General features: G+C 52.3%; 22 protein-coding genes. 21 read left to right on the top strand and 1 reads right to left on the bottom strand.

Annotated elements, in window-relative coordinates:
• The first annotated feature begins 102 nt into the window (after positions 1-102).
• From M2108_RS06440 to M2108_RS06380, 13 genes are all read left to right on the top strand, one after another.
• Entirely contained in the window at positions 103-405 is a 303-nt protein-coding gene (locus tag M2108_RS06440; protein ID WP_198536682.1) for a MazG-like family protein, read from the top strand.
• 6 nt (positions 406-411) lie between these two features.
• Complete coding sequence (locus tag M2108_RS06435) at positions 412-1329, top strand: DUF2232 domain-containing protein (RefSeq protein ID WP_277467841.1); 918 nt, start codon at positions 412-414, stop codon at positions 1327-1329.
• An 11-nt stretch (positions 1330-1340) separates the two neighbouring features.
• Entirely contained in the window at positions 1341-3350 is a 2010-nt protein-coding gene (locus M2108_RS06430; RefSeq protein ID WP_277467842.1) for a DHH family phosphoesterase, read from the top strand.
• Positions 3347-3793, top strand: coding sequence for a 50S ribosomal protein L9 (gene rplI, locus M2108_RS06425; protein ID WP_090716148.1), 447 nt, complete (start codon positions 3347-3349; stop codon positions 3791-3793). The genes M2108_RS06430 and rplI overlap by 4 nt, the downstream gene beginning before the upstream one ends.
• 1 nt (position 3794) lies before the next feature.
• Positions 3795-5156, top strand: coding sequence for a replicative DNA helicase (gene dnaB / locus M2108_RS06420; protein ID WP_277467843.1), 1362 nt, complete (start codon positions 3795-3797; stop codon positions 5154-5156).
• 215 nt (positions 5157-5371) lie between these two features.
• Positions 5372-6658, top strand: a complete 1287-nt coding sequence (locus M2108_RS06415) for an adenylosuccinate synthase (RefSeq protein ID WP_277467845.1) — start codon at positions 5372-5374, stop codon at positions 6656-6658.
• 192 nt (positions 6659-6850) lie between these two features.
• Positions 6851-7474, top strand: coding sequence for a hypothetical protein (locus M2108_RS06410; protein ID WP_277467846.1), 624 nt, complete (start codon positions 6851-6853; stop codon positions 7472-7474).
• Between the two features lie 340 nt (positions 7475-7814).
• Positions 7815-9362 carry a peptidoglycan DD-metalloendopeptidase family protein gene (locus M2108_RS06405; RefSeq protein WP_277467847.1) on the top strand — a complete coding sequence of 516 codons (1548 nt, stop codon included), beginning with the start codon at positions 7815-7817 and terminating at the stop codon, positions 9360-9362.
• 138 nt (positions 9363-9500) lie between these two features.
• Positions 9501-10232 (top strand): response regulator YycF, encoded by a 732-nt coding sequence (gene yycF, locus M2108_RS06400; protein ID WP_068729527.1) that lies wholly within the window; start codon positions 9501-9503, stop codon positions 10230-10232.
• Positions 10232-12070 (top strand): cell wall metabolism sensor histidine kinase WalK, encoded by a 1839-nt coding sequence (gene walK, locus M2108_RS06395; protein ID WP_277467849.1) that lies wholly within the window; start codon positions 10232-10234, stop codon positions 12068-12070. Before yycF ends, walK begins: the two co-directional genes overlap by 1 nt.
• Complete coding sequence (locus M2108_RS06390) at positions 12067-13344, top strand: YycH family regulatory protein (protein WP_277467851.1); 1278 nt, start codon at positions 12067-12069, stop codon at positions 13342-13344. The genes walK and M2108_RS06390 overlap by 4 nt, the downstream gene beginning before the upstream one ends.
• Positions 13345-13392: 48 nt before the next feature.
• The gene (gene yycI / locus M2108_RS06385) at positions 13393-14145 is read left to right on the top strand and encodes a two-component system regulatory protein YycI (RefSeq protein ID WP_277467854.1); all 753 of its coding nucleotides are present in this window, start codon (positions 13393-13395) and stop codon (positions 14143-14145) included.
• Between the two features lie 14 nt (positions 14146-14159).
• Complete coding sequence (locus M2108_RS06380; RefSeq protein ID WP_068729521.1) at positions 14160-14966, top strand: MBL fold metallo-hydrolase; 807 nt, start codon at positions 14160-14162, stop codon at positions 14964-14966.
• On the opposite strand, the gene M2108_RS06375 is transcribed toward M2108_RS06380, so the two are convergent.
• Entirely contained in the window at positions 14935-15141 is a 207-nt protein-coding gene (locus M2108_RS06375) for a hypothetical protein (protein WP_068729603.1), read from the bottom strand. The genes M2108_RS06380 and M2108_RS06375 overlap by 32 nt on opposite strands.
• 379 nt (positions 15142-15520) lie before the next feature.
• Between M2108_RS06375 and M2108_RS06370 the strand changes: the two genes are divergently transcribed.
• The 8 genes from M2108_RS06370 to cydC all read left to right on the top strand — a co-directional run bounded on the left by M2108_RS06370 (position 15521) and on the right by cydC (position 24003).
• On the top strand, positions 15521-16771 hold the full coding sequence (locus M2108_RS06370) for a S1C family serine protease (RefSeq protein WP_277467856.1): 1251 nt from the start codon (positions 15521-15523) through the stop codon (positions 16769-16771).
• A 35-nt stretch (positions 16772-16806) separates the two neighbouring features.
• Positions 16807-17028 (top strand): hypothetical protein, encoded by a 222-nt coding sequence (locus tag M2108_RS06365; RefSeq protein WP_277467857.1) that lies wholly within the window; start codon positions 16807-16809, stop codon positions 17026-17028.
• Between the two features lie 143 nt (positions 17029-17171).
• Positions 17172-17372, top strand: coding sequence for a cold-shock protein (locus M2108_RS06360; RefSeq protein ID WP_039878010.1), 201 nt, complete (start codon positions 17172-17174; stop codon positions 17370-17372).
• 222 nt (positions 17373-17594) lie between these two features.
• Positions 17595-17825, top strand: coding sequence for a cold-shock protein (locus M2108_RS06355; protein WP_277467859.1), 231 nt, complete (start codon positions 17595-17597; stop codon positions 17823-17825).
• Positions 17826-18049: 224 nt separating this feature from the next.
• A complete protein-coding gene (locus tag M2108_RS06350; protein ID WP_277467860.1) occupies positions 18050-19456 on the top strand; it encodes a cytochrome ubiquinol oxidase subunit I in 1407 nt (468 codons plus the stop codon).
• Positions 19443-20459 carry a cytochrome d ubiquinol oxidase subunit II gene (cydB, locus tag M2108_RS06345; RefSeq protein ID WP_277467861.1) on the top strand — a complete coding sequence of 339 codons (1017 nt, stop codon included), beginning with the start codon at positions 19443-19445 and terminating at the stop codon, positions 20457-20459. The genes M2108_RS06350 and cydB overlap by 14 nt, the downstream gene beginning before the upstream one ends.
• A complete protein-coding gene (gene cydD, locus M2108_RS06340) occupies positions 20459-22216 on the top strand; it encodes a thiol reductant ABC exporter subunit CydD (RefSeq protein WP_277467862.1) in 1758 nt (585 codons plus the stop codon). The genes cydB and cydD overlap by 1 nt, the downstream gene beginning before the upstream one ends.
• On the top strand, positions 22213-24003 hold the full coding sequence (gene cydC, locus M2108_RS06335; protein ID WP_277467863.1) for a thiol reductant ABC exporter subunit CydC: 1791 nt from the start codon (positions 22213-22215) through the stop codon (positions 24001-24003). Before cydD ends, cydC begins: the two co-directional genes overlap by 4 nt.
• Positions 24004-24042: the final 39 nt, after the last annotated feature.

Genomic DNA, 24042 nt, shown 5'->3' with positions numbered 1-24042 from the left:
TTAGCTAAGGCTTTTCGGGGCGGGGAGTTCCGTGTGACCGGGAAATATTTATGCTATAATGGAGAATAATGCTTTTGCCGGAGGTAGAGAGACGTGCCGAATGTGCCGAAGGATCTGGATGTAGCCAAACGCGCCAAAGTAATTGAGTGGTTAAAGACCGAAGTGATCGACCAAGTCTCACGGTTGTTTAAGGCGCTTTGGGAAGGCAGTACCGCCCGTGTCGGTGACAGTCTGGCCAGCCTGATTATGAGCTCTTACATCCTGGGACGCCGGCTTGGACTCCCTTACCGGGAGCTTGATGACCTGCTGCTGGAGAAGCTAAGGAAGCACAGGCAGGAAGGGCATCAGCTTGAAGAATGGTACAATGATATATCTGCACTAGAAGAACATATGCGTAAGAGGTGAAAACTGTTGAAATTCCGCTGGACATCTGTGGCATGGAGCATCGCATACTTACTGCTGCTGTTATCCCTATCCACCCCGCTGCTCATTATTACTACACTATTTCTGATCATTCCGGCTGTAGTGCTGTTCACTACCCTGAACACGAAACAGTTTATTCTCCATCTATTGCCAGTCCTGCTGATCGTGGGTCTGATTACACCTGTCTATGTGCTGTTAGCGCTTTATTTCCTGATTCCTGCGCTCGTGATGGGAAGATGGTACAGGAAGCACGCCTCGGCATTGTCAACCATTCTGGCCGGAACTATTACGATTCTTGGACAGTTTCTGCTGCTTCTTGTCGTGGGTACCGCGTTGTTTGATTTTAGCCTAACCAGTTATGTAACAGATACGGTGCAGATGGTTGCAGACATACTGGCTGAACTTGGCACAGGCAACCCGCTGGCCAGTGAATTCATTCTCACATCCAAGGATGTAAGTGATATCAGCTTTATGACCATACAGGTTATTCCAATAACGCTGATTATGAGCTCTTTTATAATGGCTGTAATTACCCATTCCATTGTCCGTCCTATTCTTAACAGTATGGAATATGCGGTTCCGAAACTGAAGCCTGCACGTGAATGGAGACTCTCCAGATCGTTTATCTGGTACTATCTGATTGGCGTCGTCATCAGCTTCATCTTCGGCAATTCGGACAGCGGCTTTATGCCGATGATCAGCGCTAACCTGCTGCCGCTGCTCCAGGCTGTCTTTATTATCCAGACCATCGGCTTCATGTTCTTTATTGTCCATGAGCTCAAGTGGAGCAAAGTTGTGGCGGTAGTGCTGTCACTGCTTGTTCTCTGGATACCGGGACTTTGGATTATCGGTATTATCGACATTGCCTTCCCGCTGCGGGAGTTTGTGAAGAAATCGAAACGATAGGGTGAGAGGTCATGCCTAAATTTCTGCAAAGACGCTGGCACGGCTATCATACCGTATGGGCGTTCCTGCTGATGCTGGTCCTTATTATCATTGTCAGCAGCTATAACTGGGTTCTCGGTGTGGCCAGCCTGTTTCTGGCAGGCACGCTGTGCTTCTCAATGCTGCAGGCGGAGCTCTCGTTCCGGCGCAATCTGGTGGAGTATATCAACGGGCTGTCCTTCCGGATCAAAAGGGTTGAAGGCGAGGCGGTCAGCATGCTTCCCCTTGGCATCATCCTGTACAGTGAGGACCGAACTGTGGAGTGGCATAACCGCAACGCCAGCGAAATCTTCAGCCGCAAGACACTGGTAGGTGAAGAGCTGCAGGAGCTGCTGCCTGATGTAGTGCCTGCACTGGCCGCAGGCGGGCCGGTGAAGCGGGAGGCGGCCAGGGATACCGGCACACTGAAGGATGTCAGACAGGAAATCACCGTGGATGACCGGTATTACCAGGCGGTGATCATTCCCAGTGAACGCATGCTGTACTTATACGATATTACGGAGCTTGTGGTGCTTCGTGAACGCTATGAGGAAGAGAAGCTGGCCATCGGTATTGTCATGATGGACAATCTGGATGAGGCCGCCCAGGGCATGGATGATCAGCAGCGGACTTCGCTGATTGCCAAGGTAGCCAGCGAGATTACGGAATGGAGCAAGCAGTTTGAGGTCTATCTGCGGCGGCTGTCTTCAGAGCGATATCTGATGCTGCTTAATCACCGCAGCCTGCAGGCGCTGGAGGAGAGCCGGTTCGTCATTCTCGATGAAGTGCGCGAGATGACGGCTGATCTTAAAGTGCCGATGACGCTGAGCATCGGCCTTGCTTATGGGACGGAGTCTGCAAGCGAGCTCGGGGCGCTGGCGCAGTCCAGTCTGGATATGGCGCTCGGGCGCGGCGGCGACCAGGCTGCGGTGAAGGCAGGCCAGCGCTTGTCCTTCTACGGCGGCAAGAGTAATGCTGCAGAGAAGCGGACGCGGGTCCGGGCAAGGGTCATTGCCCATGCCCTGCGTGACCTTATGCAGGAGAGTGACAAGGTGCTGATTATGGGACACCGCACGCCTGACATTGACGCGATCGGTGCTTCAATCGGCCTGCTGAAGGCAGCACAGATGTACAATGTGGAAGCCAGCATTGTCACGGAGGGGCCGAACCCGTCCATAACCAGGATGCTGGAACAGATCAAGCGGGATGAGGAGCTGTACAGCAATTTTATCACCACCGAGCAGGCACTGCAGATGATGACCGAGCATACGCTGCTCATCGTTGTAGATACCCATAAAGCCTCTATGACTATGGAGCCGCGGCTGGTGCAGTATGCCAGCCGGATCGTGGTCGTTGACCATCACCGGCGGGGTGAAGAGTTCATCAATGATGCCGTGCTGGTATATCTGGAGCCGTATGCCTCCTCAACCTGTGAGCTGGTAACGGAGCTGCTACAGTATATTCACGATAAGATTAAGCTAAGCCCGCTGGAGGCGACCATGCTGCTGGCTGGTATTACGGTGGATACGAAGCATTTTGCCCTCCATACCGGCTCCCGTACATTTGAGGCGGCAGGCTTCCTGCGGCGGATCGGGGCGGATACGATCCTGATCCAGCGTATGCTGAAGGAGGATCTGCAGGAGTATATCTCCAAAGCCGAAATTATCAAACATGCGCGGATGGTGTATGATCATATTGCACTGGTTGTAACGTCACCGGGCATGAAAATCCCGCAGCTGCTTATTGCCCAGACAGCAGATACTCTCCTGGGCATGACGAATGTGGTGGCATCCTTTGTCATCAGCGAGCGGCCTGACGGCCTAATCGGCATCAGCGCGCGTTCACTGGGACGGATGAACGTGCAGGTCGTGATGGAGAAGCTGGGCGGCGGCGGACACTTGTCCAACGCGGCGGTGCAGCTTGAAGGAACCTGTAAGGAAGCAGAGGCCAGACTGCTTGAAGTGCTGGCGGAAATTGAAGCGAAAGAGGGGCTGTTCGAATGAAGGTCATTTTTATAAAAGATGTTAAGGGACAAGGTAAAAAGGGACAGGTTAAAGAGGTATCGGAAGGCTACGCAACGAACTTCCTGCTGCCGCGAGGACTTGTACGTCCGGCTACTGACGGCAACGTAAAAACACTGGAGAACCAGGCTGCTGCCGAACAGCGCAAGAAGGAACAGGAGAAAGAAGAAGCAGTACAGCTTGGCAAGAAGCTGGACGAGCTCACCCTGACGCTGAAAGCAAAATCAGGTGAAGGCGGCCGGCTGTTCGGGGCTATCACCAGCAAGCAGATTGCCGAGACGCTTGCAGCCACCCAGGGTATCGTAATCGACAAACGCAAGATTGAGCTGAATGATCCTATTCGTCATATTGGCACATTCCAGATTCATGTGAAGCTGCACACTGAAGTAAAGGCTAACCTCACGGTTCAGGTAACGGAGGAGTAAAATGGGTGGAGATCTCTTTTTCGATCGGATTCCCCCGCAGAATCTGGAGGCGGAGCAAGCCGTACTAGGTGCTGTTCTGCTGCATGATGAGGCGCTGATAACAGCGATGGAGCGGGTGCAAACCGAAGACTTCTACGACAAACCGCATCAGATGATCTTTGAGGCGATGGTGCAGCTCGGAGAAGAGAGCCAGCCGATTGACCTGATTACACTGACCTCCCGGTTACAGGATAAGGGAGAGCTTGAGGATATCGGCGGTGTCAGCTATCTGGCTAAGCTGGCCCATGCAGTTCCGACCGCAGCCAACGTGGACTACTATGCCCAGATCATTGAAGAAAAGGCGATGCTGCGGCGGCTGATCCGCACAGCTACGCAGATTGTCAGCGAAGGCTACACCGGCGGCGAAGATGTAGGGATTATGCTGAGCGATGCCGAGCGGCGGATCCTGGAAATCTCTAACCGGCGCAGCGGCAGCGGCTTTATTGCCATCCGTGATGTCGTGATGGAGGTATTCGACCGTGTGGAAATGCTCCATCAGAATAAAGGCAATACCTCGGGAATTCCGACCGGCTTCGTTGACCTTGATCATATGACCAACGGTTTTCAGCGCAATGACCTGATCATTGTTGCTGCCCGTCCTTCTGTCGGCAAGACAGCGTTCGCGCTGAATATAGCCCAGAACGTAGCGGTCCGCGCCCAGGAGACCGTGGCGATCTTCAGTCTGGAAATGTCGGCGGCCCAGCTGGTACAGCGTATGATCTGCGCCGAGGCTAATCTCGATGCCAATATCATGCGTACCGGCGAATTCAAAAATGATGACGACTGGTCCAAGCTGACCATGGGGATCCAGGCCTTGGCCGAGTCAGAAATTTACATTGATGATACTCCCGGGATTACGGTTACCGATATCCGCGCCAAATGCCGCAGGCTGAAGAAGGAAAAAGGCCTTGGCATGATCGTCATCGACTACCTGCAGCTGATTCAGGGCCGCGGCAAGCCCGGCGAGAACCGGCAGCAGGAGGTCTCTGAGATTTCCCGTACGCTGAAGCAGATTGCCCGTGAGCTGGACGTTCCGGTTGTTGCCCTGTCCCAGCTCAGCCGTGGTGTAGAGCAGCGTCAGGACAAGCGCCCGATGATGAGTGACCTCCGTGAATCCGGTTCAATCGAGCAGGATGCCGATATCGTCGCGTTCCTGTACCGTGACGATTACTATAACCAGGATACGGAGAAAAAGAATATTATCGAAATCATTATTGCCAAGCAGCGTAACGGTCCTGTAGGCACCGTGGAGCTTGTATTTCTGAAGAACTTTAATAAGTTCGTCAACTACGAGCGCGCACACTCCGAACCGTTTGCAGGTTAAGTAATTTATGCACAATACCCGAACGATCATACATTAACCTGTGTGATCGTTCGTTTTTTATTTGACATTAAAAAGTACCGCTGTTACACTGGTTATTGTGCTTTAGCGGGTTAAACCCGCATAGCGTCCGGAGGGCTGCGTACATAAGAACGTTGTACAGGGCCCATATTATTATAAATAATGGTGCTAAAGCTAGCGCCAACGGAGGAATGAATATGTCAACGGTAGTCGTCGTGGGAACACAATGGGGAGACGAAGGCAAAGGGAAGATCACTGACTTTCTGGCAGAGAGTGCAGATGTGGTCGCCCGGTATCAGGGGGGCAACAATGCCGGTCACACGATTCTGATTGACGGGAAGAAGTTCAAGCTGAGCCTGATTCCATCTGGTGTATTTTATAAAGAGAAAACTTGTGTAATCGGTAACGGAATGGTCATCAATCCTGAAGCCCTGATCCAAGAAATTAATTATATTCATGAAAATGGCTTTGATACGAAGAATCTGGTCATCAGCGACCGTGCCCATGTCATCATGCCGTACCACATGCTGCTGGATGCGCTGGAAGAAGACCGCAAGGGCCCGAACAAGATCGGAACCACCCGCAAAGGGATCGGCCCTGCTTATATGGACAAAGCTGCCCGCAACGGCATCCGGATCGCCGATCTGATGGACGCCGAGGAATTCGAGCTGAGACTGCGTCATCTGGTAACAGAAAAAAATCAGGTTATTACACAGGTTTATGGTGCAGAACCGCTGGAAGTAGAAGAGATTTTGACGAAATATCTGGAATATGCAGAAGTGCTTCGCGGGTATGTAACGGACACCTCCGTTATTCTGAATGATGCCATTGATGCGGATTCCAAAGTACTGTTCGAAGGTGCTCAAGGCGTTATGCTGGATATCGACCAGGGAACGTATCCATTCGTAACCTCCTCGAATCCGTCCGCCGGCGGTGTGTGCATCGGCTCCGGTGTAGGCCCGTCGAAGATCAAGCAGGTTATCGGTGTTGCCAAAGCCTACACTACACGCGTTGGTGACGGCCCGTTCCCGACAGAACTCAGTGATGCAACCGGTGACTACATCCGTGAAACCGGCCATGAATACGGCACGGTAACCGGACGTCCGCGCCGTGTGGGCTGGTTCGACAGCGTAGTAGTGCGTCATGCCCGCCGCGTAAGCGGAATTACCGGCTTGTCGCTTAACTCGCTGGATGTGCTCAGCGGGCTGGAAACCGTTAAGATCTGCACCGGCTACAAATACCGCGGAGAGATCATTACCCATTATCCGGCCAGCCTCAAAATGCTGGCTGAATGTGAAGCGGTGTATGAAGAGCTTCCAGGCTGGAGCGAGGATATCACCGCAGCTAAGACTCTGGAGGATCTGCCGGCCAATACCCGCCGCTACGTGGAGCGTGTATCTGAACTGACGGGTATTCCAATTGCTATCTTCTCGGTTGGACGTAACCGGGAACAGACCAATCAAGTGCTGCCAATCTACGTATAATAAACGGTTTATAACGAGAGGACCTCTGCAAAGGGGTCCTTTTTGCATGTCCATTTTTCACTTGCGCCTGGCTCGGTTCACCGGGTATACGTTTCCCGCCGCATAATATGGTCAATACTGGAATTTAAGAGCGGTAAAGAATTCATTTTCCGAAAGATGGAGTATGACAGAGTGCAAGGGAGAAGTGACATAATGAAGATTGTAAAAAACGCAGTTGGCATATGCCTGATTGTTGTACTGGCCAGTGCGCTGTCAGTGCTGACAACGGCCTATGTGGTTAATACCTACATTCAGTCGGTGCTGGCAAGCTTTGATATTAAGCTGGACAGCCCGGCGCCGGGGATCGGCGGCTTTGTGAAAAGTCTGACGGGAATGGGCAGTAAGACTGAATCAGACGGGGTCACCAGCCAGAAGGAGGAAGAGAATACCGGGGACAATCCGGCCAAGGACGCCGGTGATAAGGCGGTAGAGGAGAAGGTGCCAGAGGATGCTGTGGCCGCTATGGGCCAGCCGGCCGATGAGGATTCCGCGGAGGCCCCGGATGCGGAGAGCCAGGATCAACAGCTGGTTATGACCCCTGACGCGATGAATGAGATGAAGGACAATATACCGGAAGAGGATAAAGTAGGTATCTTCAATATTCTGATGACAAAGCTTCCGCAGGAGGAGATGCAGGCGATCTCTACAGCAATGGAGGATGGGTTAACAGAGTCTGAAGTTAAGGAAATACAGGAGGTTATTGCCAAATACGTAAATCAGGATGAATATGAGCTGTTAATAAAAATGCTTACACCGGAGTCTTCCGTAAATCCATAAATTACAAAAGAGTCAATTTTTAGACACAGAAATGGTGTTTAAACTGCAAATTATTGATAAAAACCCGCGATAAACGCGGGTTTTGCCATGTTTAGAAAGTTGAAATTATTCTTCGGGCTATGGTACAGTAAAAAAGGACTTGAAGGGGTTAATTTTTTGTAACCTTTTAAGTGCTGAAAGACACTGGTCACACCGTGAAAATTTATAACATACAACACGAACCATTCACACTAATGTAAAAAGAAAAATAAGACACAGCAGAATATATAAAAGGGGTCGCAAAACAAGCTTGGCCGCTCTCCGGAGCGGGCTGAACGGGCAGATTGAAAGGGAGAGTTTCATGAAGGGATTTAAGTTCATGCGCCTGATGGGGAAGCTGCGGGGCAGTGAAGGAACATCCGCAGGATCCGGCGCAGAGAGTCCACAGGGCACACGTGCCTCCGGCGACGCTATTGTCTTTCATCAGGAACCCAAACCGCGGAGACTGCGGCGTTCCTGGATTGCGGCATCAGCCGGGCTGGTGCTTTTGTCTGCCTTCCTGGTCGGGGCAGAGAAGAAGTATATGGCTGCCAATACAGTCACCTATTACAAGGTGCTGGTAAAGGGCGAGGAAATCGGCAAGATCAGCCAGCAGTCTGAGCTGGACCAGCTGTTTGAACAGAAACGCGAGGAATACCAGTCCAAGTATCCGGACACAGTTATGGTATTGCAGACAACCGGGATAACTACCGAGGAAGAAGCGGCATATAAGCCGGTGGTTGACACTGCAGCTACGCTGGACAAGCTGGATGGCATGCTCAAGGCGTATGCAGTCGGTGTTCAGCTGACTGTAGACGGCAAATCGATCGGTATCGTTAAGGACCAGGAAACAGCAAATGCTGTACTGCAGGGCGTGAAGGCGCATTACCTGCCGGCGGCAGCGGAAACAGCAGGTGCGCAGCTGAAGAAGATGGCGGCCACCAGTAAGGCGGCGGTTTCCACAAACACGGGGAAGGTGGATTCGGCTTCCATCGAGGAAGAGGTGACCATTGTTCCGGTCAAGGCTGATCCTAACAAGGTGTTAACGCTGGAGGAAGCGGTCAAGGCACTGACTGAAGGCAAGGAAGAGCCGCTGGTCTATACCGTACAGGAAGGTGATACGGTTTCAGGAATTGCCAAGCGGTTCAGCATCACTCAGGCTGATATATTCCGCAACAACCCAACCGTCAAGGAGCTAACCCTGCAGATCGGGGATGAGCTGCAGCTGACGGTGCCGCAGCCTGAGCTTACCGTTACGACGGTTGAGCAGGTAACAGAGCAGGTGGTTACAGAGCCTGAGGTCATTGTCCGTACAAGCGATCAGCTGGCTGCCGGTAAGAGCAAGGTTGTTCGTCCCGGCCAGACCGGGCTGAAGGAAATGCAGTATCGGTTAACGAAGGAGAACGGCCTGGTCGTCAAGGAGGAGTGGCTGGGACAGACGGTGCTCAAGGAATCGCTGCCCGAAGTCGTCTACCGCGGGACAAAGGTTGTCGGTGAAGGAACCGGCATGTTCGCCTGGCCGGTCAGCGGCGCAACGTTATCCAGCAGCTTCGGCGAACGCTGGGGACGCGCCCATAAGGGTGTAGACCTCGTGTCGGGCAACCGTACGATTAAGGCAGCCGATGCAGGAACCGTTACCTTTGCCGGCGTACAGAGCGGATACGGTAATGTGGTTATTGTCGATCACAAGAACGGTTACGTGACCTATTACGGTCACTTGCGCAGTATTTCGGTATCAGTCGGACAACGGCTTGAGCAGGGGAGCAAGATCGGGATTATGGGTAACACGGGCCGCTCGACGGGAACCCACCTGCATTTTGAAATCCGCAAGAACGGCACAGCAGTCAATCCGCTGAAATATTTGAAATAATTCATTCTTTATAACCCAGCCGTCCGAAACCGTTTCGGGCGGCTTTATATTTACCGGGAGTAGGATGTGACGTCAGGACTAGTATGTTAAAATAAGAGAATCAATGACAAGTATGGCGAGAAAGGTGAAGCTGAGCATATGCAGATGGGGACGATTCTGGTAGTTGACGATGAACAGCCTATTGCTGATATTTTGAAATTCAATTTAGAAAAAGAAGGCTATGAGGTGATCTGTGCGTTTGACGGCAACAGCGCGGTGGAGCTGGCACTATCCAAACGGCCTGATCTGATGCTGCTCGATCTCATGCTTCCAGGCAAGGACGGGATGGATGTGTGCCGCGAGGTACGCCTTGCGCATCTGGATATTCCGATTATCATGCTGACCGCCAAGGACGGGGAAATCGATAAGGTGCTGGGCCTTGAGCTGGGCGCCGATGATTATGTAACCAAGCCCTTCAGCACACGCGAGCTGCTGGCCAGAGTCAAAGCGCAGATGCGGCGCCAGCATAAACCGGTATCCGCCGGATTGCTGAATGAGACGGTGGAGAGCAAGCAGGGTATCCAGCATTTCGGGCTGTTTGTGGATACCGACATGTACATGGTCTATAAGGACGGAGAACCGCTGGATCTGACCCACCGCGAATATGAGCTGCTCTATTATATGATCCGCCATGCCGGCAAAGTTATGACACGGGAGCATCTGCTGCAGGCGGTATGGGGATTCGAATATTTCGGCGATGTCCGGACTGTTGATGTCACGATCCGGCGCCTGAGAGAGAAAATTGAGGAGAATCCCAGCAAGCCGGAATATATCTTTACCCGGCGGGGACTGGGCTATCTGATGCATAGCCCCAAAAGCGGGGGCTTGTGATGAAGAAAGGGCTGTCCTTTTTCCGGACAATTCAGGCCAGGCTGACCATTATTTATGTTTTGCTGATCCTGGTGGCGATGCAGCTGATCGGGGTTTATTTTGTCAGCTCGATGAAGAATTCCCTGACTGAGAATTTCACCAAGGATCTGAAGGCAAGGGCGGAGATGCTGTCCATACTGACTGCGGATAAGCTTGGTAGTGAAACCGGAACAACGGATGAGGAGACCGCAGTGGAGAGCCTGCGCGGCATGGTCAATAACCTGTACATTAACGGTGCGGAAATTCAGGTGCTTGATGCGAGCGGCAAAATTATCACGACTTCCGTTCCGTCACAGAATGACTATGTAGGACAGCGGAATACGCAGACTGTGGTCAGCCGGGCGCTGCAGGGTATCAGCGATAATGAGGAATATATCATCGCCGATGATAATGTGCGCAAGAAAGTAGTTGCCAAGCCCGTGCTTGCCGGTGACAAGGTCGTTGGAGCGATTTATATAGCCGCTGATATGAAGGATCTTTATGCGACGATGAGCCGGATCAACAGCGTGTTTCTTTCCGGGCTGCTGCTGGCCCTGGCGCTGACGGCTGTGTTATGCGTCATTCTGGCCCATACGATTACCCATCCGATTAAAGAGATGACCCGTCATGCCACTGCCCTTGCCGAAGGCAAGTTCAACCGCAGGATGCCCGAGTTCGGCAATGACGAAATCGGCCAGCTGAGCCAGGCGTTCAACTATATGACCGGCCGGCTGCGCGAGGCGCTGTCGCAGAATGAGGAGGAGAAGGAGAAGCTGGCTTCCATCCTGACCAACATGAGCGACGGCGTGGTCGCTACCGATGAGAGCGGCAGGGTAATTCTGATGAATACCCGCGCTGCCGATATGCTGGGCTCTGAGGGTCCGCTGCCCGAGGGGGCACCGCTTGATGAGCTGCTCGGCCTGGATCATGAGCAGACAGGCTCGCTGGCCGAGGGCAATGCCCAGTCGGCGCTGATTCACCTGTCGCCGATGGGCGGGGGAGACCCGAATATCGTGCGGGTAACATTCACGCCGATCCACAGGCGCGAGGGCGGGGGAATTGCCGGGACGATTGCGGTGCTGCAGGATGTTACGGAGCAGGAGAATCTGGAGGAGTCGCGGCGTGAGTTCGTGGCCAACGTGTCCCATGAGCTGCGGACCCCGCTGACGACGATCAAGAGCTACGTGGAAGCGCTGGATGACGGGGCGCTGGATGACCAGCAGCTGGCCGTGCGGTTCGTCGGCGTGATCCGCAACGAAACGGAGCGGATGATCCGGCTTGTCACCGACCTGCTGCATCTGTCACGGCTGGATTCCAAGGAATCCAGCCTGCGTATTCAGCAGACCGATATCTCCGAGATGCTGGAGGATGTGGCCGACCGCTTCTCGTTCCAGATCCGCCAGAAACGGATTCACATCAGCACTATCGTGCACAAGGATGTCGCTATAGCCTGGCTGGACCGGGACCAGATTGATCAGGTGCTTGGCAATCTGGTGTCCAATGCACTGAAATATACGCCCGAGGGCGGCACGATCAGCCTGCAGGCTGTAAAAAGCGAGGACGGGATGCTGGCCATATCGGTACGCGATTCCGGGATCGGAATTCCCAAGAAGGATATTGAGCGAATCTTTGAACGCTTTTACCGGGTGGACAAGGCCCGTTCACGGAATATGGGCGGTACCGGTCTCGGACTGTCCATTGCCCGGGAAATTGTCAAGGCGCACGGAGGTTCCATTTCCCTGCAGTCGGAGCTTAACGAAGGCTCATTAGTCACATTTACGCTGCCTCTGCTGAACCAGCAAAGGGGGAGTGAAGGATGAGAGAAAAACTGAAAACATGGATTCTTGCTATCCTGGTCCTTGGCAGTCTGGTAGAAAGCTATTATCTGATCTACCGGCTTCCGGGCAGTGATTCAGCGGTCATGTCTGAGAATCTGTATGTCAAAACCGATAATATGGGCCCTGAGGAAAAGGTGGAGAATCTGCTCTATCCCGACCGGATGATCATTCATATGGGCGGAGGGAAGCATACGCTCTTCTACCCCGACTCGACCTTTTATGATCTGATCTTTAACCGGCTCAAGGGACGGAGCTTTGAAAGCTTCCAGCGGCGCTCGGTAGAGGACTTTGACTGGGACAAAATCCGCAGCGACAATGCCGGGATTGAGCTGAGCTTCGGCGCTGGCATCCCGGTTACGCTGCTGCAGCGGGTAATGCAGCTGTCGCCTGATTCGCTGTTTGAGGGAGAAAGCATTGACCGGATCTGGATTTACAATGTCAAAAATGATTCGAAGGCGCATGCCGTCTTTTTCAGTACCAGAGGCGACATTGTGTATGAAGCGGCCAAAGCCGATCTTACCGTGCAGGACGTGCAGCAGCATGTCGACTTCGGCATCAACTGGACTCCCTATACAGTGGTGAACGGGGATTATTATGTGCCCGAGGAGAAGCTGGATCTGGTCGAGGCCGAGATGCCGTCCGGCATGTATACCATTGAACAGATGCAGAGCAATCTTTTCTTTGATGCGGGAAGCACCAGATATATTCCGGAAAAAGACGGCTCCAAGATCTATACCGACAGCAAGCGCAGCCTTCAGGTTGATCAGGAGCTGAACTGGATGAGCTACAGTGATCCTGCGGCGCTGCCGGCCGGCGAGAGCACGCCTGCCAAGGATGCGCTGGAGGCTGTTGATTTCGTTAATCAGCACGGCGGATGGAACGGGACCTACCGTCTGGCTTCGACGGAAGAGGAAAAGCAGGAGCGCAAGGTTTCGTTTCAGCAGTATTACGGCTCTTACCCGATTATGAGCCGGCCGCAGCTGCAGTACGGGGTTATCATGCTGGAGCTGCAGCAGGGTACCGTCTCTTCCTATGAACGTTCGCTGATGTATACGGAGGAAGAACAGGCAGAAAAGCGGATTGTAGAGCTTCCGGGCGGTGACGAGCTTAAGGCCAAGCTGGCCCAGATCAGCTCCGGCTCTGCTGTGAAGGATCTGATTCCGGCCTATATTCCTGTACTGCAGCGGGATACCCTGCGCCTTACGCCGGTATGGCGGGTTACCCTAAATGATGGCAGTGTGCTTACAATCAGCTAGGCGGTATAATGAATAATTGCGGAGTTATAAACATAGAGGAGGGGAAGTATGGACTGGGGCAGAGCAAAGAGTGTGCTAATTTACGCTTTTCTGGTGCTGAATCTGCTACTGTGCTATCAGCTGTGGATGGATTTGCGTGATCAGGCCACTGCCAATCTGGATTTTACTTCCCTCTCGGCAGAAACGCAGGCAGTTATGGAGCAGAAGGGGATTCGGGTGCTCTGTCCGATTCCGGCGGCTACGCCGCAGCTGCCTGATATCACCTACATCTACTCCGGTGAGGAGCAGAACGCTCCGCCGGTCCTGTTGAAGGAGCCTATAGACAGCGGGCTCATGTACTCTTCATTCCCGGAGCTCAGCCAGGCCCTGCAGGGAGAAATTCCGGATATTGCAGGTTACCGTTTCGATTCCCAGGAGAGTGAGGTCGGCAAGTTCGTGCTCCACCCGCTGGTGGACCAGAAATACTCCCTATTCCGGGTAAAGCTGGAGCTCATCAACAGCAACCAGAAAATCGTTGCCTACCGTTCACCGAAGATTGAAATTGTAGCAGCCGGCAGCGACAACGAAAATGCGGATGTGCAGAAGGTGCTTCCGGCCTCCCAGGCGCTCAGCAGCCTGATTGAAAAATATTTTCCGGCGGACGCGGTAGTGAAGGAAATTGAACTGGGCTATTACGGGGAGCTGTTTAATTCTGAGAGCCAGGTGGCTTCACCGATGTGGAGATTCTGGCTGGAGGACGGCAGCGCCTATTACGTAGATGCGATCAGTGCGGACATTATCAGTCCCAAGACAACAGAGTAGAAGGAGCAGGAGAGATGGGAATTTCATTTACAGTGCTGTCCAGCGGTTCTACCGGTAATGCGACAGTAGTACGCAATGGGGAAACAACATTGATGATCGACGCAGGGCTCAGCGCCAAGCGGATTGATGAGCTGCTGGGGATGCGCGAGCTGACGGGGAAAGATATAGACGGAATACTGGTGACCCATGAGCATTCCGACCACATTAAAGGACTCGGGGCTGTTGCACGTAAATACGACCTGCCGATCTACGCCAACAGCAAGACCTGGGGAGCCATCGAAAAAGGCATAGGCAATATTGCCGAGCATAACCGGATTATTCTGGAGACCGGCACGCACCGTGATTTTGGCAGCATGCGGGTGGAGTCCTTTGCAATCTCCCATGATGCTGCGGAACCGGTAGGCTATAACTTTTATGATGGCAAAGAGAAGCTATGCGTGGCAACAGACCTCGGGTATGTCAGCGATAAGGTCAGAATGGCACTCGAAGGGTCGGACGTGCTGGTGCTGGAAGCGAATCATGATATCGAGATGCTGCGGATGGGGCGTTATCCGTGGAATACCAAGCGGCGGATTCTTGGCGATATGGGCCATCTCTCCAATGAGGCGGCCGGGGCGGCATTAAGCGAGATTCTGACCGGGCGGACCAAGCGGACCTATCTGGCGCATCTAAGCCTCGATCATAACATGATCGATTTGGCCAGAATGTCGGTGAGAGGAGCCATGGAGGACCGGGGCTGCTTCTACAAGGACAGCGAATTTAAATTATGCGATACCTACTATGACCGGCCTACGCCATGGGATAAGGTGAGCCAGCCATAAGCCGGTCGAGCTCCGCCATTTTACGGTCAAGCTCCTGGCGGGAGAATACTCCTTTATCAATCATGAGCTCGATCAGTGCACTCTGCACCAGCAGCAAATGATAGTGTTCATCCTTGAGGTCACCAAGCTTGCCGATAAATTGCACAAGATCCATGCTGGTTGAAAAAGATTCCATGACACCTGCTCCTTTCCGGCTGGAGATGATACGGAGACTGTAAACAATTTCATGTATTTTGCTCCAAGAAAAATGTGGGTGGTATGCCGGCTTGTGATACAATTATAAGGAACCGACAGATATAAGCATCAGACGTTCATTACTTCTATTATTGTAGTCTTTTAAGCTGCAAAATATTCCTGAGACTCACGGTGTTTATCATGGCAAGTTGCAAGAATCAGAGACCCTTGGCGCTTATAAACCGCAGATTTGGCGGTATATATTATTAAGTGAAACCTTTTAGTGCTCTGCGCAGTCTAAGATAGAGCGAGAAGTTCGGGGGCAGTTGCTTGGCGTTCAGTCGTGAATGCAGTAGCAATAGAGGGGAGAGGATGTACCCGTGGGATTGTTCGATGACGATTTCTATTCAACCAAAGTACCGCGCCGCAAAAGAAAAGAGCTGGAGAAAAGCAAAGTGCTTACCAGCCGGAAATGGACCGTGCACAGATCACGGCGCACGATGGCGACATGGCAGGTCTCTGTAATCAGCTCAGCAGTCAGTGCAGTAGTTGCCGTGCTGCTGTTCAGTCTCGTTACAGGGCAATTTGCAGCCGAGAGGGAAGCCTACGTACCGGAAGTAGGGCAGAAGGTTACAGCGAGCAGCGGGGATCCGTATGACCGGATTATTCAGGCTGCCGCACTGGTCCGTCCTGCGGTCGTGAGTATTATTAATCATAAAGAAGATAATAAGGAACTCAACATTCTCGATGAATCCGCACTCGGATCGGGAGTTATCTATAAGAAGGACGATACTAAGGCCTTTATCATTACGAATAATCATGTCATTGAAGGCTCAGGCAAGCTTGAAGTAGTGACGGTAGACGGTGTGACACATAAGGCAGTTCTGGTAGGGGCAGACAAGGTCACGGATATTGCCGTACTGTCCATGGATGCCAAGGATGTTACAACGGTTGCCCAGATCGGTGATTCCTCCAAGCTGCGGCTGGGCGAGACGGTTATTGCCATCGGCAATCCGCTTGGTCTCGGGGATACCCTGACCTCAGGAATTGTAAGCTATACGGAGCGGACCATCCCTGTATCGCTGAACCAGGACGGGGTTTATGACTGGGAGCAGGAGGTTATCCAGACGGATGCCGCCATTAACGAAGGCAACAGCGGAGGGGCGCTTGTTGATCTGGATGGTAAAGTTATCGGAATCAATACGATGAAAATTTCTGACACCGGCGTTGAAGGACTCGGATTCGCCATACCCGCCAACCATGTGGTGAAGACGGCAGATGAGCTGGCTGCCAAGGGCAAAATATCACGTTCCTACCTGGGCGTGTATTCGGTAGATCTGAACAATCCTTATGTTCCTCTGGCTGAGGATCAGGTGAAGGAGCTTAATCTGCCTGCTTCAGTGAAAGAAGGCGTCGTTGTGCTTGATGCGGTAGGACCGGCAGAGGAGGCAGGCCTGCAGTTCAACGATGTTATTACCAAGTTTGATGACCAGCCGATCACCTCAACGCTGTCGTTGCGCAAGTATTTATATGAGCAGACAAAGATTGGTGATGAACTGAAGATTACTTATTACCGGAACGGGGAAGTAAAGCAGGCTACTGTGAAACTTCTTGAGAAGCCGCAGGAATAAATGCTGCACAGGCTGTATATAATAAAGAGGCAGTCATGAGGAAGGGAAGCGGCACGGCCGCCCTGAACAGAAACTTTTTTGAGGGCGGCACCGTTTCTTTCGTTTCAAAGCAGAATAAGCAGGGTAATAAGATGTATCATACAGAAGCGCAAGTTACAACTGGACTGATAGCCCTTACATTGGAAAGTAAACCTTTTAAGGGAAAAAACGGAGAATATCGGATATGCCAGCTTGCCTTTGTTCCGCGGGTGTGGTAACATGAGAATAATCATACATTGATACCTAATTCTCGTATTGAAAAGGGCTGTCAATTGAAATACAACCCTTCTCAATGTGTGAATTTTTTCTTTGTTTGAAGATAAAAAGAACATATTAATTTAAATTTGTGGAGGTAACACACATGCAAACAGGTACAGTTAAATGGTTCAACGCAGAAAAAGGATTCGGATTCATCGAAGTTGAAGGCGGAAGCGACGTATTCGTACACTTCTCCGCTATCACTGGCGAAGGATTCAAAACTTTGGACGAAGGCCAACGCGTTGAATTCAACGTTGTTCAAGGCAACCGTGGACCACAAGCCGAAAACGTTGTAAAACTGTAATAATAGAAGCGCCGTCCCTGCTTACACGTAAGTCGGGACGGTCTTTTTTATAAAGATCAGAAGTCAATTCACCCTTGAAAACACAACCCGATCTAAGCAGAATAACGCTGGGCACACGTTCTGTAATAAAGGATTTGTCAGTCAGCAACTTGTAAGAGCATCGTCAGATGCTTTTTTACTTGTTGTCCAGGCATGTGACATATAAGGAAGGGAGGAACGGCAATGAACTACCGGAAGAAGCCTGTCGAGGAAGTACCGGAAGAGAATACCGCTATTTGGGCCTGTACCAATGATGACTGCAATGGATGGATGAGGGACAATTTCGCATTTGAACATGCGCCTTCTTGCCCCCTCTGTCATGCTCCAATGGCCCGTAGTATGAAGATGCTGCCGCAGCTGGTGAACTCCAACGGCGATCTCAAATCACTCAAAAAGGGTATCTCCATTACCTGACCAACAATCATTATAAGTCAACCTTACAATATATTGATGAACAAATCCAAGACGGGTAAACCGTCTTATTTTTTTTGTTTTCTACGCAGAATATTGTGATATTTGTCACAAATTTATTGAAAATTTGCGTAAAACGAGGCGTATAATGTGACATACATCACACTTTAATCGTTATGTTTTTGACAGAATAGACATATTGAATGGGGAGAAGGAAGGGGAGAAATATGGATACAGTAATGCTGTCGCGTATACAATTTGCGTCGACGACGATCTTTCATTATTTCTTTGTACCGGTGTCGATTGGCCTGGCTCTGATGATTGCGATCATGGAGACGATGTATGTCAGAAAGGGCAATGAAGAGTACAAAAGAATGGCACAGTTTTGGGGGAAGCTTTTCCTGATTAACTTTGCAGTTGGTGTAGTGACAGGAATTCTACAGGAGTTCCAGTTCGGAATGAACTGGTCTGATTACTCCCGCTTTGTCGGTGACGTGTTCGGGGCTCCTCTGGCAATTGAAGCGCTATTAGCCTTCTTCCTGGAGTCTACTTTTATCGGAATCTGGATCTTCGGCTGGGACAAGGTTTCCAAGAAGATTCACCTGCTGTCCATCTGGATGGTTGCGCTGGGAACAACGCTGTCGGCGTTCTGGATTCTCACGGCCAATTCGTTTATGCAGCACCCTGTCGGGTTCGAAATTAATAACGGCCGGGCTGAAATGAATGATTTCCTGGCTCTGATTACTAACGGTCAACTGCTTGTTGAACTGCCGCATACGCTGCTGGCTGCTTATGCAACAGGTGCCTTCCTGGTAACGGGGATCAGTGCTTATAAAATGCTGAAGAAGCAGGATGTGCCGTTCTTTAGAAAATCTTTTGAAATTGCGGCCATCGTCGGAATTGTATCCTCTGTGGGTGTAGCGGTTGCCGGTCATGCCCAGGCCCAGTATCTGGTAGAGACACAGCCGATGAAGATGGCCGCTTCCGAAGGCCTATGGGAGGACAGCGGTGATCCTGCTGCCTGGACCGTTACCGCTTTTATTGATCCTGTAAATAAAGTAAGTACCGGTGAGATCAAGATCCCTTACCTGCTCAGCTTCCTGTCCTACAGTAAATTCTCCGGTGAGGTTAAAGGGATGAATACGCTGCAGGCAGAATATGAGCAAGAGTATGGCCCGGGTAATTATATTCCGCCTGTACGGACTACGTTCTGGAGCTTCCGGATCATGGTTGCCGCCGGCTCGCTTATGGTAGTGTTCGGCCTGTATGCGATGTATCTGATGTGGCGTAAAAAGATGGAGCGTCCGAACACCTGGTTCCTGCGCTTTATGTTCTGGGGACTTCTGCTGCCTCCGATTGCTAATACCGCCGGGTGGATTATGACAGAGATTGGACGTCAGCCTTGGACGGTGTTCGGCCTGATGACAACCGAGGATAGTGTATCACCTAACGTTTCTGCAGGGTCAGTCCTGTTCTCGGTAATTACTTTTAACGCTATTTATGCCATTCTGGGTATCGTACTGGTCGGATTGTTTATAAAAGTAATTAAAAAGGGCCCTTATCACATGGATCACGATCATGGCGATGCCCATGACCCGTATAGCAAGGAGGGAACTACACATGCTTTCTCTTAATGAATTGTGGTTTGTGCTGATTGCGGTCCTGTTTATCGGTTTTTTCTTCCTGGAGGGCTTCGACTTCGGTGTAGGCATGGAAACGCAGATTCTGGCCAAAAATGATACAGAACGCCGTCTGCTGATTAACTCGATCGGACCTTTCTGGGATGCGAATGAAGTATGGCTGCTTACAGGTGCCGGAGCGATGTTCGCTGCCTTCCCGAACTGGTATGCCACGCTGTTCAGCGGATTCTATATTCCGTTCGTATTCGCGCTGCTGGCGCTGATTGCCCGCGGGGTCGCCTTTGAATTCAGAGGCAAACGGGATTCGCTAGGCTGGAAAAAAACCTGGGATGTCTGCATTTTCTTCGGCAGCTTCCTGCCGCCGTTCCTGCTTGCCGTTGTGTTCGCCAGCTTCATTAAGGGGCTGCCGATTGACGGCGACATGCAGATGTATGCCGGATTCTTCGATATCGTTAATCCTTATACGGTAGTAGCGGGTATTACTGTTGTAATGCTCTGCCTGGTGCATGGACTTATGTTTACTACCCTGCGTACGGCTGGCGATCTGCAGGTACGGGCCCGCAAACTGGGACAGCTGCTGCTGATTCCGCTGGCAGTGCTGCTGGTGGCTTTCGTTACTATGACTTATTTCATGACAGATATCTTTGAACAGCGCGGAACGGTGCTGATGATTCTTGTCATTCTGGGAATTGCCGCTTACGTGCTCTCCGGTTATTTCATGAGCAAGAAGAAAGACGGCTGGGCGTTCGGAATGACCGGAGCTGTAATGGCATTGTCCGTACTGTCCGTCTTCGTGGGCTTGTTCCCGCGGGTCATGATCAGCTCGATTGATTCGGCATTCAGCCTGACTATTACAAATGCTGCATCCGGCCACTACTCACTTAAGGTAATGACCATTGTAGCGCTGACGCTGCTGCCGTTCGTGCTTGGTTATCAGATCTGGAGCTATTTTATCTTCCACAAACGGGTTCACGAGAAGGAGCATCTTGAATACTAATGGATAAAAATTTGCTTGGGTATAATGGAGTTAAGCCGGTCTTTCTGATCGTTGGCTTCCTTACCCTGGTGCAAAGCCTGTCCATTCTTCTGCTGGCCAAGTCGCTGGCAGAAGCTGTCTCGGCGCTATTTGCGGGAGAACCGCTGAAGGAACAAGGGGCAAGAATGCTCTTGTTCCTTCTTGCGTTTCTTGTGCGTCATGCCTGTGCCATGCTGATGAGCCGCGTCTCCTACCGCTTCGCGGAGACCACGGGCAGCAGTATGCGGAGACAAATGATGGATAAGCTGTTCCAGCTGGGACCAAGGCTGGCTGGCGACCGGGGAACGGGAACACTGGTTACAATTGTACTTGAAGGAGTGACCAAGTTCCGTACGTATCTGGAGCTGATTATTCCGCGGATGGTTGGGATGGGCATTACACCATGGCTGCTGCTGGCCTATATCTACTGGCTTGATACATCAAGCGGGGTCATCCTGACCCTGACGATGCCGATTATTATTATCTTTATGATTCTGATCGGGATGACCGCACGCAAGCAGATGGACCGGCAGTTAAAGTCCTACCGGACATTGTCCAATCATTTTGTCGATTCGCTGCGCGGGCTGGAGACGCTAAAATTTCTCGGACGCAGCCGCAGCCATAGTGAAAGTATAGCTACGGTCAGCGACCGGTACCGCTCGGCAACGATGCGTACGCTTCGCGTTGCGTTTCTCTCATCGTTTGCGCTCGATTTCTTCACGATGTTATCTGTAGCATCTGTCGCTGTAAGCCTGGGTCTGCGGCTGATCAATGAAGAGATGACCCTGGTTACGGGGCTGACTATTCTGATTCTGGCACCGGAATATTTCCTGCCGGTCCGGCTGGTCGGTGCTGACTTCCATGCTACGCTGGACGGCAAGGAAGCCGGAGAAGCGATGAAGGATATCATTGACCGCGAGACTGTGAAGGCAGAGCCGGTTTCGGCTGACGGACAGACTGCTGCGCAGCCGCTGCAAGCAGGGGCATTCAGCTGGAAGCCGGATAGTACTCTTACACTTGAAGGAATCGGCGTTCAATATGCAGCAGACGGAATCCCGTCGCTGGCAGGGGTGAACCTTGCATTTACCGGCGCTGCCAAGATCGGCATTATCGGGGAGAGCGGGGCCGGCAAATCAACGCTGGTCGATATTCTGGGCGGATTCCTGCATCCTACCTCCGGGAGTCTGGTCATTAACGGAAACCGCGTCAGTGCGCTGACTGATGAAGCATGGCGCAGACAGACTGCCTATATCCCGCAGCGTCCTTATATCTTTAGCGGGACGCTTGCCGATAACGTGCGTTTCTATTACCCGGAGGCAACGCTTGAGGATATAGCTGAAGTAGTAAAGGCTGCAGGCTTATCGCAGCTTGCCGCGTCATTCCCGGAAGGGTTAAACGAAATGATCGGGGGCGGCGGACGGTCGGTCAGCGGCGGGCAGGAGCAGCGTATTGCACTTGCCCGCGCGCTGCTCAGCAGCCGTCCAGTTATGCTGCTCGATGAGCCGACAGCGCATCTTGATATTGAGACAGAGTATGAACTCAAGGAGACGATGCTTCCGCTGTTTGAAGGGAAGCTGGTATTCCTGGCGACTCACCGGCTGCACTGGATGATCGATATGGATCTGATTGTTGTCATGCAGCAAGGCCGGGTGGCGGAGGTCGGCACACACCTTGAGCTGATCCGGCGCCGGGGTGCTTATTACGGGCTTATTCAAAGTCAACTGGAGGGAATCCATTGAAACGTGAAGGATGGTTTGCTCCTTATGCCTCCAGTTATTTCTGGCGGTTTGTGCTGATTATATTTCTGGGTGCGCTGACGATCTTCTCAGCCTCGTCCCTGATGTACACCTCGGGCTTCCTGATTTCGAAGTCTTCCATTCCGCCGGAAAATATCCTGATGGTCTATGTGCCAATTGTCGGTGTGCGCACCTTCGGGACGAGCCGTGCCGTTATCCATTATGTGGAGCGTCTGGTCGGACATGATACGATTCTGCGCATCCTGTCCAAAATGCGCACCCGTCTCTACAACATTCTGGAGCCGCAGGCTTTATTTCTGTCTTCGCGCTTCCGCACCGGTGATATTCTCGGCATGCTGGCTGATGACATTGAATACCTGCAGAACGTGTATCTGCGTACTGTATTCCCGAGTATTATTGCGCTGCTGATCTATGCCGCAGCTATCATTGCGCTGGGCACCTTTGATCTGGCGTTCGCCCTGCTGATGGGGCTATACATGCTGGTGCTGGTGGTTGTACTGCCGCTAATCTCGCTGTTGTTCACCCAAAGACGCCAGCGGCAGGTCAAGCAGGAGCGCAACCGGCTCTACCAGAAGCTGACCGATGCCGTGCTCGGTATGGGCGACTGGATGATCAGCGGACGGCAGGCCCAGTTCGTGGCATCGTACGAGGCAGATGAACGGGAAGTCGCCCGTACGGATGGGGCACTGCGCAGCTGGGCTCGTCTGCGGATGTTTATTGGACAGGCGGTAGTCGGGCTGGCTGTGCTGTCGATGCTGTACTGGGCAGCAGGAGAATTCGCTGACGGTACTATCGCCGGTACGCTGATTGCCGCGTTCGTGCTGGTGGTGTTCCCGGTAGCGGATGCTTTCCTGCCGGTATCGGAGGCTGTCGAGAAAATCCCGCAGTACCGGAATTCACTGGAGCGCCTGGACGGTGTAGAAGAGGCCAAGGGGACTGTGCTGCAGGCACCGGCGGCTGTTAATGAAGAAGCCGCTGCCGCAATCGGGGGCATTCAGGCTGCCGGGCTGGCCCATATTGTACTGAAATCGGCAGGCTACCGCTATTCGACAGATGATGCCTGGTCGGTTCAGAATCTGAGCCTCGACCTTCCACAAGGCCGGAAGGTTGCCGTTATCGGGCGCAGCGGAGCAGGCAAATCGACGCTGCTCAAGATGGTGCAGGGTGTCATTACTCCGGTTGCCGGCTCCGCAACGATTAACGGGGTTGCAGCTTCTGCCCTCGGCGAGCAGATTCCGCAGGTCATTGCTGTGCTGAACCAGAGCCCGCATCTGTTCGATACTACGGTGGCGAACAACATCCGTCTGGGCAATTCCGGAGCTTCGGAGGAAGACATCCGCAAGGCAGCAAGCTTGGCTAAGCTGGATATGCTGATCTCTTCCCTGCCGGAGGGTTATAATACTCCGGTACGCGAAGCTGGCCAGCGCTTCTCCGGCGGTGAACGCCAGCGGATGGCCCTGGCCCGCATTCTGCTGCAGAATACGCCGGTGGTTGTGCTCGATGAGCCGACGGTAGGCCTTGATCCGCGCACGGAGCGCGAGCTGCTGGCCACCATGTTCGAGGCGATGGCCGGCAAGACGCTGCTCTGGGTCACGCATCATCTGGTCGGTGCAGAGCAGATGGACGAAGTGATCTTTATGGAGAACGGGCAGGTGGAAATGCGCGGCACTCATACAGAGCTAATGGAGCGCGAGCCGCGCTACCGCAAGCTGTATGAGCTGGACCGGCCGGTTCAGTTCCTGGATGCGGAAGCCAAGGAACAGCAATAGGCTATACAGAAAAAGGAAGCTTCTCCTGCCCGGATTCGG

The sequence above is a fragment of the Paenibacillus sp. PastM-3 genome, from assembly GCF_029893965.1.
Lineage (GTDB): Bacteria > Bacillota > Bacilli > Paenibacillales > Paenibacillaceae > Paenibacillus_AQ.
Note: the sequence above shows the minus strand (reverse complement) of the source record. Positions and strands in the feature narration are given on the sequence as shown.